Below are 12,106 nucleotides of genomic sequence, written 5' to 3' on the forward strand. Positions count from 1 at the left end.
TATAGCGCTATTTTCATTCATTCTTTAACAATTGAGGTGATATTGTGTCTAAGGAAAAATTTAGTCGTAGTAAACCACACGTAAACGTGGGTACAATCGGTCACGTTGACCATGGTAAAACAACTTTAACTGCTGCTTTAACAAAAGTAGGTGCAGATCGTTTCGGTGGTGCTTCTCAAGCATACGATCAAATCGATAAAGCGCCAGAAGAAAGAGCACGTGGTATTACAATCTCTACATCACACGTAGAATATGAATCAGAAAACCGTCACTACGCTCACGTTGACTGTCCTGGACATGCGGACTATGTTAAAAACATGATCACGGGTGCTGCTCAAATGGACGGCGCTATCTTGGTATGTTCAGCAGCTGATGGTCCTATGCCTCAAACTCGCGAACACATCTTATTGTCTCGTCAAGTAGGTGTTCCATACATCGTTGTATTCTTGAACAAAGCTGACATGGTTGATGATGCTGAGTTGATCGAATTGGTAGAAATGGAAGTTCGTGACTTGTTAAGCACTTACGATTTCCCAGGTGATGATACGCCAATCATCGTTGGTTCTGCTTTGAAAGCTTTAGAAGGCGACGAATCAGACATCGGCGTACCTGCAATCATCAAATTAGTTGATGCTTTAGACAGCTATATCCCTGAACCTGTACGTGAAATCGACAAACCATTCTTGATGCCTATCGAAGATGTGTTCTCTATCTCTGGTCGTGGTACAGTAATCACTGGTCGTATCGAATCAGGTATCGTTAAAGTTGGTGAAGAGTTAGAAATCGTTGGTATCACACCAACAATGAAAACGACTTGTACTGGCGTTGAAATGTTCCGTAAATTATTGGATCAAGGTCAAGCTGGTGATAACGTGGGTGTTCTTTTACGTGGTACAAAACGTGAAGAAGTACAACGTGGTCAAGTATTAGCTAAACCAGGTTCAATCAAGCCTCATACTAAATTTGAAGCTGAAGTTTACGTATTATCTAAAGATGAAGGTGGTCGTCATACGCCATTCTTTAAAGGTTACCGTCCACAGTTCTACTTCCGTACAACTGACGTAACTGGTGCTGTTGAATTACCAGAAGGCGTAGAAATGGTTATGCCTGGTGACAACATCAAGATGGTTGTTGAATTGATCAACCCAATCGCAATGGACGAAGGTTTACGTTTCGCAATTCGCGAAGGTGGCCGTACTGTTGGTGCTGGCGTTGTAGCTAAAATCATCGCGTAATTGGATCAATTTAACTAGTATACGCCCTGTCTATCATGGGGCGTATCATTTTGAGATTTAGAGAATGACAAACCAAAAAATTCGTATTCGTTTGAAAGCATTTGATCATCGTTTAATCGATCAATCAGCTAAAGAAATTGTTGAAACAGCTAAGCGTACAGGTGCACAAATCAAGGGTCCAATCCCTTTACCTGTAAAAACTGAACGCTTTACAGTATTGATCTCTCCGCACGTAAACAAAGATGCACGTGATCAGTACGAATTAAGAACGCACAAGCGTTTAATGGACATTATCAATCCTACTGAAAAAACAGTTGATGCTTTAATGAAGCTTGACTTAGCAGCTGGTGTTGATGTTCAGATCAAATTAGGCTAATTTAGCCTATTGGGGCGAAGAAGGTGGCCAACCTTCCTCTCGTTATTTATCTATATTGAGGTTATAAAATGGCAATTGGATTAGTAGGACGTAAAGCGGGGATGACTCGCGTATTTACTGAAAGTGGTGAATCCGTCGCTGTAACCGTTATTGAAGTGACTCCTAACAAAGTGACTCAAGTTAAAAACGGTGATGTAGATGGTTATACTGCAGTTCAAGTAACAACGGGCGTAAGAAAAGCAAGCCGTGTAAACAAAGCAGCCGCTGGTCACTTTGCTAAAGCAAAAGTGGAAGCAGGTCGTGGCTTGTGGGAATTCCGTGTAAACGAAGACGCTATCGCTTCATTTGAACTCGGTCAAGAAATCACAGCTTCAGTATTCGAAGCGGGTCAAAAAGTTGACGTTTCTGGTATCAGCCAAGGTAAAGGCTTTGCAGGTACAATTAAGCGTCACAACTTCGCAGGTCAAAGAAATTCTCACGGTAACTCATTATCACATCGTGTTCCTGGTTCTATCGGGCAATGTCAAGATCCTGGTCGTGTTTTCAAAGGTAAGAAAATGACAGGTCACATGGGTGCCGTTAAGCGTACAGCATTGAACTTAGAAATCGTTCGTATCGATGCTGATAGAAATATCGTTTTAGTAAAAGGTGCAGTACCTGGATCTAAAGGCGGTAACGTGATTATCAAACCTTCAGTTAAGGCAAAGGGGTAATCAATGGAATTAAATATTAAAAATGGTTCAACGATTTCATTAGCAGACGCGATCTTTGCTCGTGAATTCAACGAAACGCTTGTTCACCAAGTGGTTGTTGCTTATCAAGCAGCTGGCCGTTCTGGTACTCGTGCTCAAAAAACACGTGCTGAAGTTCGTGGTGGCGGTATCAAACCTTGGAGACAAAAAGGTACAGGCCGTGCGCGTGCTGGTTCTTCTCGTAGCCCTATTTGGCGTGCTGGTGGCGTAACATTTGCTGCTAAACCACAAAACTGGGAACAAAAAGTTAACAAAAAAATGTACCGTGCAGCGATTTCTTCAATCTTATCTGAATTGATCCGTCAAGATCGTTTAGTGGTTGTTGAAAAAATTGAATTGGCAGAGTCAAAAACTAAAGCAGCTTTAAAAATGCTTGCGGATTTGAACGTAGGTCAAGACGTATTGTTAGTAACTCAAGCAATCGACTTACCTTTATACTTAGCAACTCGCAACTTGCCATACGTGCAAGTGATCGATGCTGCAGGTATTGATCCAGTAAGCCTAATCCAATTTGAAAAAGTTGTTATGACTCAAGAAGCATTAACATCTGTAGCGGAGTGGTTAGCATGAGTATGAAAGAAGAACGTTTGATGCAAATTATTCTTGCGCCTCACGCGTCAGAAAAAACAGCTCGTTTAGAAGAAAAAGCGGGTCAAATTTGCTTTAAAGTATTAAAAGATGCTACTAAGCTTGAAATCAAACAAGCTGTAGAATTAAATTTCAACGTTAAAGTTAGCGCTGTAACGGTAGTGGTTCAAAACGGTAAACAAAAACGTTTAGGTCGCTTCGTTGGTCAAAGACAAGATTGGAAAAAAGCGTACGTAACTTTAGCTGATGGACAAACTATTGACTTCGTAGGTGGTGCATAATGGCAATTGTAAAGACTAAGCCAACGTCAGCTGGTCGTCGCAATATGATTAAGATCGTGACGCCAGGTTTACATAAAGGAGCGCCATACGCGCCTTTATTAGACAGCAAATCAAGAACTGGTGGTCGTAATAACAACGGTCGTATCACTACACGTCACATTGGTGGTGGTCATAAGCAACATTACCGTATCGTTGACTTCAAACGTGACAAGGACAATATCCCTGCACGCGTTGAACGCATTGAATACGATCCAAACCGTACTGCACACATCGCTTTAGTATGTTATGCAGATGGTGAGCGTCGTTATATCATCGCACCAAAAGGTGTTTCTGAAGGCACAGTATTATTGTCTGGCCCAGGCGCACCTATCAAACCAGGTAACGCATTACCACTTCGCAACATCCCAGTGGGTTCTACCATTCACTGTGTTGAATTGAAAGAAGGTAAAGGCGCTCAATTGGCTCGTTCAGCTGGTGCTAGCGTTCAGTTAGTTGCTCGTGAAGGCCAATTTGTAACTTTACGTTTACGTTCTGGTGAAATGCGTCGCGTTCACGTTGATTGTAAAGCAACTTTAGGTGAAGTTTCTAACGGTGAACACAGCTTACGCGTATTGGGTAAAGCAGGTGCAAAACGCTGGTTAGGCGTTCGTCCTACAGTTCGCGGTGCTGCGATGAACCCGGTAGATCACCCTCACGGTGGTGGTGAAGGCCGTAGTAAAGGTGGTCGTCATCCTGTAACTCCATGGGGCGTACCAACGAAAGGTTACAAAACGAGAACTAATAAACGCACTGAGAAGTTTATTGTTCGTCATCGTAATAAGTAAGATAAAGGATAATTTATGCCACGTTCTATTAAGAAAGGCCCATTTATCGATCATCACTTAATGAAGAAAGTTGAAGAAGCTCTTGCTTCTAACAGCCGTAAGCCAATTAAAACTTGGTCGCGCCGCTCAATGATTCTTCCAGAAATGATTGGGCTAACAATTGCTGTGCACAATGGTAAGGTGCACGTTCCAATTTTAATCACTGAAAACATGATCGGTCACAAATTGGGCGAGTTTGCATTAACTCGTACATACCGTGGTCATGTTGCAGATAAAAAAGCGCGATAGGAGTTTAATATGCAAACAGCTACAATGAAATTTGCGCGTATCTCTCCTCAGAAAGCGCGCTTAGTTGCTGATCAAATTCGCGGTTTACCAGTTGAGCGTGCTTTAGCGCTTTTGGAATTCAGCGATAAGAAAGCAGCTGACATTATGAAAAAAGTTTTGAACTCAGCGATCGCTAACGCAGAAAACAATGCTGCATTAGATATCGACGGCTTGAAAGTACAAGCTGTTATGGTTGATGCTGGTCCTGTTCTTAAGCGCATGAGAGCGCGTGCAAAAGGTCGCGGTAGCCGCATCCTTAAGCGCACAAGCCATGTTGCGATCACAGTAGCGGAATAAGGGAGACTATAATGGGTCAAAAAGTTAATCCAACCGGAATTCGTTTAGGTATCTCTAAGGATTGGAATTCACGTTGGTATGCAAGTAGCAAGGAATTTCCTGAGTTTATCGAAGCTGACTTCAGAGCTCGTGAATTCCTTCGTAAGGAATTAGCAGCAGCTGCAGTTTCTAAAATTCAAATCACTCGTCCAAGCAAATCAGCACAAGTTACGATCTTTACTGCTCGTCCTGGTGTTGTGATTGGTAAAAAGGGTGAAGATATCGAGAAATTACGTGCAAAATTAACCAAAATTATGGGTTGCCCTGTGCACGTAGCGATCGAAGAGATCAAAAAACCTGAATTAGATGCATATTTAGTTGCTGAAGGTATTGCTCAGCAATTAGAACGTCGTGTAATGTTCCGTCGTGCGATGAAACGTGCTGTATCTAACACTATGAAATTAGGTGCGGAAGGTATCCGTATCAACGTTTCTGGTCGTTTAAATGGTGCTGAAATTGCTCGTATGGAATGGTATCGTGAAGGTCGTGTGCCATTACATACATTGCGTGCAAACATCGATTATGGTACTGCTGAAGCTTTAACAACTTACGGGATCCTTGGTATCAAAGTTTGGATCTACAAAGGTGAAGTATTCGACTATCAGAAAGCAGATGAGCAACCAGCAGATAAAGGTCGTCGTGCTAAAAGGAAAGGTGAATAATTATGTTACAGCCTAAGCGTACAAAATTTAGAAAAATGCGTAAAGGCCGCAACCGCGGTAATGCGCTTGCTGGTAATAAAGTCAGCTTTGGTGAATTTGGTTTGAAAGCTACAACACGTGGTCGCATCACAGCGCGTCAGATCGAATCTGCACGTCGTGCGATCAACCGTTACGTTCGTCGTGGTGGTAAAGTTTATATTCGTGTTTTCCCAGATGTGCCAATCACTAACAAACCATTAGAAGTTCGTATGGGTAGTGGTAAAGGTAACGTTGAATATTGGGTAGCTAAAGTTCAACCAGGTAGAGTGTTATACGAAATCGAAGGTGTATCTGAAGAAGTTGCACGTGAAGCGTTTCGCTTAGCATCTGCTAAGTTAGCTGTTCAAACAACATTTGTTGCTAGAACAGTACTATAAGGTGATGATTATGAGTCAGCAAAAGAAATTTATGGAAGAATTATCTGCTAAGAGTGTTGATGAGCTCAAAAAAGAGCGTCTTGAATTGCGTAAGGCTCAGTTCAATTTGCGTATGCAAAAAGCAACTGGTCAATTAGAAAAGCCGCATTTGTTCAAGGCTGTTCGTAAGCAAATCGCTCAAATTAACACTGTTTTAGCACAAAAGGCAGGTGAATAATGTCTGAAGTTAAACAAAAAGTTGAGCGTACAGTAGTTGGTACAGTATCCTCTGATAAAATGGATAAAACAATTACAGTATTGGTTGAACGTTTAGTAAAACACCCAATCTACGGTAAATACATTAAGCGTTCTACGAAGTTCCACGCACATGATGAAAACAACATCTGTAAAGTGGGCGACGTTGTTGAAATTAAACAATCACGTCCAATGTCTAAGTTAAAATCTTGGGAATTGGTTAAAGTGATCGAAGAAGCAAGAGGTTAGTGAAATGATTCAAACTCAATCTATGCTTGAAGTTGCCGATAACTCAGGTGCAAAGCGCTTGATGTGTATCAAAGTATTGGGCGGTTCTCATCGTCGTTATGCTGGTGTTGGTGACATCATTAAAGTATCTGTAAAAGATGCTATTCCACGTGGTCGTGCGAAAAAAGGTGAAATTTACAATGCATTAGTTGTTAGAACACGTAAAGGCGTTCGTCGTGATGACGGTTCTTTGATCAAGTTCGACACGAACGCAGCTGTATTGTTGAACTCTAAGTTCGAACCAATCGGCACACGTATTTTCGGACCAGTAACTCGTGAGCTCCGCGGTGATCGTTTCATGAAGATCATTTCTTTAGCTCCAGAAGTAATTTAAGGTGGTATAGCATGAATAAATTACGTAAAGGTGATGAAGTTGTTGTAATCGCTGGCCGTGACAAAGGTAAAACTGGTCACATCTTAGCGATTGCTAAAGACGGCTCAAGAGTGTTAGTGGCTGGCGTTAACAAGAAAATCAAACATGTTAAGCCAAACCCACAACGCGGTATTGAGGGTGGTCGTGTAGAACAAGAAGCAATGCTTCATATTTCTAACGTGATGATCCTTAATCCTGAAACTCAGAAAGGTGATCGTATCCGCATCGAAGTGACTGCCACTAAAGATGCGAACGGTAAAAATACTTTCACAAGAGAAAGATTTTTCAAATCAACTAACAAAAAAATTGGCTAATAATTGATTTTTCTGTTATTGTAATGCGCTCTACTCTCATAGATGTATGTCTATGAGAGTGTTTGTTTTAACAATTGCTGAATAGGATGCATTCCTGAGATATATCCGTTTGGCTGGGATTAATTTTATGACAAGATTAAATCAGTACTACAATGAAGTAGTGGTTCCAAAATTAATGGAACAATTTGGATATAAAAATCCAATGGAAGTTCCAAAAATCACTAAAATTACCTTGAATATGGGTGTTGGTGAAGCTGTTGCTGATAAAAAAGTAATGGATTCTGCAGTGGCAGATATGTCTGCGATCGCTGGTCAAAAACCAATCGTAACTTTATCTAAAAAATCAATCGCTGGTTTTAAAATCCGTGATGGTTGGCCTGTAGGTTGTAAAGTGACTTTACGTCGTGCGCACATGTATGAGTTTTTAGATCGTTTGATCAACATCTCTTTACCTCGTGTACGTGACTTCCGCGGTATCAATGGTCGTTCTTTCGACGGTCGTGGTAACTACAGCTTTGGTATCAAAGAACAAATCATTTTCCCTGAAATTGATTATGAAAAAGTTGATGCTTTACGTGGTATGGACATTAACTTTACGACAACTGCAAAAACTGACGCAGAAGCGAAAGCACTTATCGCTGCATTCGGTTTCCCATTCCGTAATTAATAGGTAATATTATGGCAAAAAAATCAATGATCAACCGTGAGCTTAAAAGAGCAAAATTGGTTGAAAGATTACACGCTAAGCGCATCAGCTTAAAAGATATTATTAAAAGTGAAACTGCAACGTTTGAAGAAAAGCAAGCCGCAGTGGTAGCTTTACAAAAAATGCCTCGTGATTCCTCAGCATCTCGTAAACACGCTCGTTGCTCGATCACTGGTCGTCCACACGGTGTTTACAGCAAGTTTGGTTTGGGTCGCAATAAATTACGCGAAATCACTATGCGTGGTGATATCCCAGGCTTACGCAAAGCAAGTTGGTAATTGAGGAGATAATTCATGAGTATGCATGATCCGATTGCAGATATGTTAACGAGAATTCGTAACGCACAGGCTGCACACAAAGAAACAGTGGCAATGCCTTCTTCTACTAAGAAAGAAGCAATTGCAGAAGTTTTAAAGAACGAAGGTTATATTTCTGGTTTTAACGTAACTGCCGAAGGCGTTAAGAAAACTTTAGAAATTACTTTGAAGTACTATCAAGGTCAACCTGTAATCGAGACTCTTGAGCGCGTTAGTCGTCCAAGCCTCCGTATCTACAGAAGTAAAGATGAATTACCATCAGTATTAGGCGGCTTAGGTATTGCGATCGTTTCAACCTCTAAAGGTTTGATGACAGATCGTAAAGCAAAAGCCTTGTCCTTAGGTGGTGAAGTAATTTGTTTCGTAGCGTAAGGAGTTAGTAATGTCTCGTATTGCAAAGAAAATCATTCCAATTCCTGCTGGTGTTGAAGTTTCAATCGCAGGTAACTTGGTAAAAGTTAAAGGGGCTAAAGGCTCTAGCGAATTACAATTGCATTCTGCAGTTGGTATTAAACAGGAAGACGGTAATTTAGTGATCGTTCCTGATTTAGCGCAAACAAAAGGTAACTATGCTTTAGCAGGTACCATGCGTTCATTGGTAAACAATATGATTATCGGTGTTTCTGCAGGTTTCGAAAAGAAATTACTTTTAGTGGGCGTTGGTTACCGTGCGCAAGCGCAAGGTTCTGCTTTAAATCTTTCATTAGGTTTTTCACACCCAGTGGTTCATCAAATGCCTGCTGGCGTAACTTGTGAAACACCTTCACAAACTGAAATCATCATCCGTGGTGTTGATAAACAAGCAGTGGGTGAAGTTGCAGCAAAAGTACGTGCTTACAGACCACCAGAACCATATAAAGGTAAAGGTGTTCGTTATGCGGACGAAGTTGTTTCATTGAAAGAAGTTAAGAAGAAGTAGGTGAATATGAACGTAAAAAAAGAAGCTAGATTACGCCGTAGTCGTAAAGCTAGAGCAAAAATCAGAGAAATTGGTGCGACACGTTTAACTATTTATAGAACGCCTCGCCATATCTATGCACAAGTGATTTCTCCATGTGGCAAAACTATCTTAGCAGCGGCATCTACATTAGATGCAGAAGTACGTGCGCAAATCAAAAATGGTGGCAACGTAGACGCAGCTAAAGTAGTGGGTAAAGTTGTTGCAGAGCGTGCATTAAAAGCAAACATCACTGAAGTTGCTTTTGATCGTGCTGGCTTCCAGTTCCATGGACGTATTAAAGCATTGGCAGATTCAGCTCGCGAAGCTGGCTTACAATTCTAAGGGAATTTGATATGGCAAAGAAAGAAAATACAAACGTTGCAGCACAAGCAGATGCTTTTCAAGAGAAGCTTGTTGCAGTAAACCGTGTTTCTAAAACAGTTAAAGGTGGTCGTCAATTCGCATTTGCTGCTTTGACAGTAGTGGGTGACGGTAACGGTCGCGTAGGTTTTGGTTACGGTAAAGCTAAAGAAGTTCCTTTGGCAATTCAAAAATCTGTTGAGCAAGCTCGTAAAAACATTAGAGAAGTTGCTTTAACAAATGGTACATTGCAATATCCAGTGACTGGTGTTCATGGTGCTGCGCGTGTTTACATGCAACCAGCTTCTGAAGGTACTGGTATCATCGCTGGTGGCGCAATGCGTGCTGTGTTTGAAGTTGCTGGCGTAACAGACGTGTTAGCAAAATGTCAAAATTCACGTAATCCTATCAACGTTGTTCGCGCAACAGTAGAAGGGTTATGCTCTATGAAATCACCTGAAGAAATCGCTGCTAAGCGTGGTCTTTCAGTTGAAGACATTAAGGAGTAATGCATGAGTACAATTACTGTTACTTTGATCAAAAGTACCAATGGTCGTTTACAATCTCATAAAGATTGTGTTCGTGGTTTAGGATTAAGAAGAATCAGCCATACTGTGGAAGTTAAAGATACTCCAGAGAACAGAGGCATGATTAATAAAGTATCCTATTTATTAAAAGTTTCTGAGAAATAGGTGAAAGTATGCGTTTAAACTCTTTAACAAGTGCAGAAGGTAGCCGTAAACCTAAGAAACGTCTTGGACGTGGTATTGGTTCTGGCTTAGGTAAAACAGCAGGTCGCGGTCATAAAGGTCAGCATTCACGTTCTGGTGGTTTCCATAAAGTAGGTTTTGAAGGCGGTCAGATGCCTTTACAACGTCGTTTACCAAAAGTAGGCTTCGTTTCCCAACTTTCTTTAGTAACAACAGAAGTACCTTTGTCAGCTTTAGCTAAAGTACAAGGTAATGAAATTGATTTGATCGCATTAAAATCATCTAATGTAATTGCAGGTAAATTTGAAAGAGCTAAAATTATTCTTTCAGGTACAATTGATCGTGCAGTGACCATTAATGGTTTAGCTGTTACAAAGGGTGCTAAGGAAGCAATCTTGGCAGCAGGTGGAACAATCAACGAATAAAGAAATAGTATGAAAAATAATCAGCTTCCTCAATTTGGCAATTTATCGGAATTAAAATCACGTTTTATATTCTTGATATTAGCCTTGGTTGTGTACCGCCTTGGTGTTCATATCACCGTGCCCGGTATTAACGTTCCATTATTAATGGATCAGATGACGCAACCAGGTGAAGGCCAAGGTTTAAGTGCGATGATGAACCTGTTTTCAGGTGGCGCATTTGAAAGGATGTCGATTTTTATGCTAGGGGTTATGCCATATATTACAGCATCTATTGTTATTCAGATGCTGACTGTGGTATACCCACCACTTGAACAAATCAAAAAAGAAGGTCAAGCGGGACGTCGTAAGATAACGCAATATACGCGTTATCTCACTATTGTTTTTGCTGCTGCACAAGGTACAGCGTATGCGTTTGGTATTGTCAATGGCTCACTCGGGTTTAACTCGAGTATCGTTGTGATACCAGCGCTTAATTTCGTTTTATTAGCTGTGATCACTTGGATTACAGGTACAATCTTTTTAATGTGGCTCGGTGAGCAAATTTCTGAAAGGGGAATCGGTAACGGTATCTCCATGATTATTTTTGCGAGCATTTTGATGGGCTTACCGACAGGTGTGAGTGCTTTGTTTGACACAGCACGCACTGAAGGTGGCGCATTGGCTTATTTAAAAGTTGTATTTGTCATTTTGTTTGTTATGGCGATAGTATTACTTGTTGTATTTATTGAGCGTGGTCAGCGTCGTATTACGATCAACTATGCAAGAAAACAACAAGGACGCCAAATGTCAATTGGTGGGCAAACGACACATCTCCCATTGAAGTTAAACATGGCGGGTGTGATTCCAGCAATTTTCGGATCGGCATTCTTATCGTTCGTTTATACAATTTCAGCAGCGTTGGCAAAAATTGAAGTGAGTGTTGCTGAAGGTCCTGTGTCTGGTTTTGCTAAGTTTGGTTATTTAGCAAGTCAATTTTTCCAAAAAATTGGCAACTACGGTGTTAAATATTTCACACCTGGTCAACCAGCTTATATGATTTTATTTGCAGCTTTAATCATCTTCTTCTGTTTCTTCTATACTGCGATTCAGTTCAATTCAAAAGAAACAGCAGAAAACTTAAAGCGTTCGGGTGGTTTTATTCCAGGGATTCGTCCAGGAATTCAAACTTCTCAATTTTTTGATAAAGTACTCACACGAATCACACTTTGGGGTGCGCTCTACATCACAGCAATCTGTTTATTACCAGAAATGCTCGGCGCTATTTTTAATTTCCCAAGCTATTTCGGTGGTACTTCTATTCTGATTGCGGTTGTAGTTGTCATGGACTTAATTGCTCAAGTTCAAGCTCAGTTGGTGTCTCAACAATATTCATCTGTGATGAAGAAGGCCAACATTAGTTCTGCTTTAAATGGCAAGCCGCCATCAATCTAAAATATTCTCGATTAGGAGTTTTTATGAAAGTTAGAGCATCAGTTAAAAAAATTTGCAGAAAATGCAAAATCATTAAACGCCATGGTGTTATTAGAGTTATCTGTGAAGATGGACGTCATAAGCAACGTCAAGGATAATTAAATTTGTGGAATTCTGGAAAACAGTATAGAATTCCACCCCTTGGTCATAAAACAAAAATTTTCGGAGTTTC

24 protein-coding genes are annotated in these 12,106 nt (G+C 40.7%); all 24 read left to right on the forward strand.

Annotated elements, in window-relative coordinates:
* Window positions 1-44 precede the first annotated feature (44 nt).
* Window positions 45-1,235 (forward strand): elongation factor Tu, encoded by a 1,191-nt coding sequence (tuf, locus tag B9T10_RS06155; protein WP_026165726.1) that lies wholly within the window; start codon window positions 45-47, stop codon window positions 1,233-1,235.
* A 64-nt stretch (window positions 1,236-1,299) separates the two neighbouring features.
* Window positions 1,300-1,611 (forward strand): 30S ribosomal protein S10, encoded by a 312-nt coding sequence (gene rpsJ, locus B9T10_RS06160; protein ID WP_008315931.1) that lies wholly within the window; start codon window positions 1,300-1,302, stop codon window positions 1,609-1,611.
* 68 nt (window positions 1,612-1,679) lie between these two features.
* Complete coding sequence (gene rplC / locus B9T10_RS06165) at window positions 1,680-2,324, forward strand: 50S ribosomal protein L3 (RefSeq protein ID WP_008315930.1); 645 nt, start codon at window positions 1,680-1,682, stop codon at window positions 2,322-2,324.
* Between the two features lie 3 nt (window positions 2,325-2,327).
* Window positions 2,328-2,933 carry a 50S ribosomal protein L4 gene (gene rplD / locus B9T10_RS06170; protein ID WP_008315929.1) on the forward strand — a complete coding sequence of 202 codons (606 nt, stop codon included), beginning with the start codon at window positions 2,328-2,330 and terminating at the stop codon, window positions 2,931-2,933.
* Entirely contained in the window at window positions 2,930-3,232 is a 303-nt protein-coding gene (rplW, locus tag B9T10_RS06175; RefSeq protein WP_008315928.1) for a 50S ribosomal protein L23, read from the forward strand. The genes rplD and rplW overlap by 4 nt, the downstream gene beginning before the upstream one ends.
* On the forward strand, window positions 3,232-4,056 hold the full coding sequence (gene rplB / locus B9T10_RS06180; RefSeq protein ID WP_008315926.1) for a 50S ribosomal protein L2: 825 nt from the start codon (window positions 3,232-3,234) through the stop codon (window positions 4,054-4,056). The genes rplW and rplB overlap by 1 nt, the downstream gene beginning before the upstream one ends.
* Window positions 4,057-4,071: 15 nt before the next feature.
* Window positions 4,072-4,344, forward strand: a complete 273-nt coding sequence (gene rpsS / locus B9T10_RS06185; protein WP_008315924.1) for a 30S ribosomal protein S19 — start codon at window positions 4,072-4,074, stop codon at window positions 4,342-4,344.
* A gap of 9 nt (window positions 4,345-4,353) precedes the next feature.
* Window positions 4,354-4,680 carry a 50S ribosomal protein L22 gene (gene rplV, locus B9T10_RS06190; protein WP_008315922.1) on the forward strand — a complete coding sequence of 109 codons (327 nt, stop codon included), beginning with the start codon at window positions 4,354-4,356 and terminating at the stop codon, window positions 4,678-4,680.
* An 11-nt stretch (window positions 4,681-4,691) separates the two neighbouring features.
* Entirely contained in the window at window positions 4,692-5,381 is a 690-nt protein-coding gene (gene rpsC, locus B9T10_RS06195; RefSeq protein WP_008315921.1) for a 30S ribosomal protein S3, read from the forward strand.
* Between the two features lie 2 nt (window positions 5,382-5,383).
* Window positions 5,384-5,797: a 50S ribosomal protein L16 gene (rplP, locus tag B9T10_RS06200; RefSeq protein WP_008315919.1), complete on the forward strand. Its 414-nt coding sequence runs from the start codon at window positions 5,384-5,386 to the stop codon at window positions 5,795-5,797.
* 31 nt (window positions 5,798-5,828) lie between these two features.
* The gene (gene rpmC / locus B9T10_RS06205; RefSeq protein WP_172635342.1) at window positions 5,829-6,014 is read left to right on the forward strand and encodes a 50S ribosomal protein L29; all 186 of its coding nucleotides are present in this window, start codon (window positions 5,829-5,831) and stop codon (window positions 6,012-6,014) included.
* Window positions 6,014-6,280, forward strand: coding sequence for a 30S ribosomal protein S17 (gene rpsQ / locus B9T10_RS06210; protein ID WP_008315917.1), 267 nt, complete (start codon window positions 6,014-6,016; stop codon window positions 6,278-6,280). Before rpmC ends, rpsQ begins: the two co-directional genes overlap by 1 nt.
* Before the next feature lie 4 nt (window positions 6,281-6,284).
* Window positions 6,285-6,653, forward strand: coding sequence for a 50S ribosomal protein L14 (rplN, locus tag B9T10_RS06215; protein ID WP_008315916.1), 369 nt, complete (start codon window positions 6,285-6,287; stop codon window positions 6,651-6,653).
* A gap of 11 nt (window positions 6,654-6,664) precedes the next feature.
* Window positions 6,665-7,006: a 50S ribosomal protein L24 gene (gene rplX / locus B9T10_RS06220; protein ID WP_008315915.1), complete on the forward strand. Its 342-nt coding sequence runs from the start codon at window positions 6,665-6,667 to the stop codon at window positions 7,004-7,006.
* Between the two features lie 127 nt (window positions 7,007-7,133).
* On the forward strand, window positions 7,134-7,673 hold the full coding sequence (gene rplE, locus B9T10_RS06225; RefSeq protein ID WP_008315914.1) for a 50S ribosomal protein L5: 540 nt from the start codon (window positions 7,134-7,136) through the stop codon (window positions 7,671-7,673).
* Between the two features lie 11 nt (window positions 7,674-7,684).
* A complete protein-coding gene (gene rpsN, locus B9T10_RS06230) occupies window positions 7,685-7,990 on the forward strand; it encodes a 30S ribosomal protein S14 (protein WP_008315913.1) in 306 nt (101 codons plus the stop codon).
* A 15-nt stretch (window positions 7,991-8,005) separates the two neighbouring features.
* The gene (gene rpsH / locus B9T10_RS06235) at window positions 8,006-8,401 is read left to right on the forward strand and encodes a 30S ribosomal protein S8 (protein ID WP_008315912.1); all 396 of its coding nucleotides are present in this window, start codon (window positions 8,006-8,008) and stop codon (window positions 8,399-8,401) included.
* A 10-nt stretch (window positions 8,402-8,411) separates the two neighbouring features.
* Window positions 8,412-8,948: a 50S ribosomal protein L6 gene (gene rplF / locus B9T10_RS06240; protein ID WP_008315911.1), complete on the forward strand. Its 537-nt coding sequence runs from the start codon at window positions 8,412-8,414 to the stop codon at window positions 8,946-8,948.
* A 6-nt stretch (window positions 8,949-8,954) separates the two neighbouring features.
* Window positions 8,955-9,311, forward strand: coding sequence for a 50S ribosomal protein L18 (rplR, locus tag B9T10_RS06245; protein ID WP_008315910.1), 357 nt, complete (start codon window positions 8,955-8,957; stop codon window positions 9,309-9,311).
* Window positions 9,312-9,322: 11 nt separating this feature from the next.
* Window positions 9,323-9,838 (forward strand): 30S ribosomal protein S5, encoded by a 516-nt coding sequence (gene rpsE, locus B9T10_RS06250; protein ID WP_008315909.1) that lies wholly within the window; start codon window positions 9,323-9,325, stop codon window positions 9,836-9,838.
* A 3-nt stretch (window positions 9,839-9,841) separates the two neighbouring features.
* Window positions 9,842-10,021, forward strand: coding sequence for a 50S ribosomal protein L30 (rpmD, locus tag B9T10_RS06255; protein WP_008315908.1), 180 nt, complete (start codon window positions 9,842-9,844; stop codon window positions 10,019-10,021).
* 8 nt (window positions 10,022-10,029) lie between these two features.
* Complete coding sequence (rplO, locus tag B9T10_RS06260; protein WP_008315907.1) at window positions 10,030-10,464, forward strand: 50S ribosomal protein L15; 435 nt, start codon at window positions 10,030-10,032, stop codon at window positions 10,462-10,464.
* 9 nt (window positions 10,465-10,473) lie between these two features.
* Entirely contained in the window at window positions 10,474-11,895 is a 1,422-nt protein-coding gene (gene secY, locus B9T10_RS06265) for a preprotein translocase subunit SecY (protein WP_008315906.1), read from the forward strand.
* A 23-nt stretch (window positions 11,896-11,918) separates the two neighbouring features.
* Window positions 11,919-12,032 carry a 50S ribosomal protein L36 gene (gene rpmJ / locus B9T10_RS06270; RefSeq protein WP_081600423.1) on the forward strand — a complete coding sequence of 38 codons (114 nt, stop codon included), beginning with the start codon at window positions 11,919-11,921 and terminating at the stop codon, window positions 12,030-12,032.
* The last annotated feature ends 74 nt before the right edge of the window (window positions 12,033-12,106 follow it).

Origin of the sequence: Wohlfahrtiimonas chitiniclastica, from assembly GCF_002252325.1 — a bacterium.
Classification (GTDB): domain Bacteria; phylum Pseudomonadota; class Gammaproteobacteria; order Cardiobacteriales; family Wohlfahrtiimonadaceae; genus Wohlfahrtiimonas; species Wohlfahrtiimonas chitiniclastica.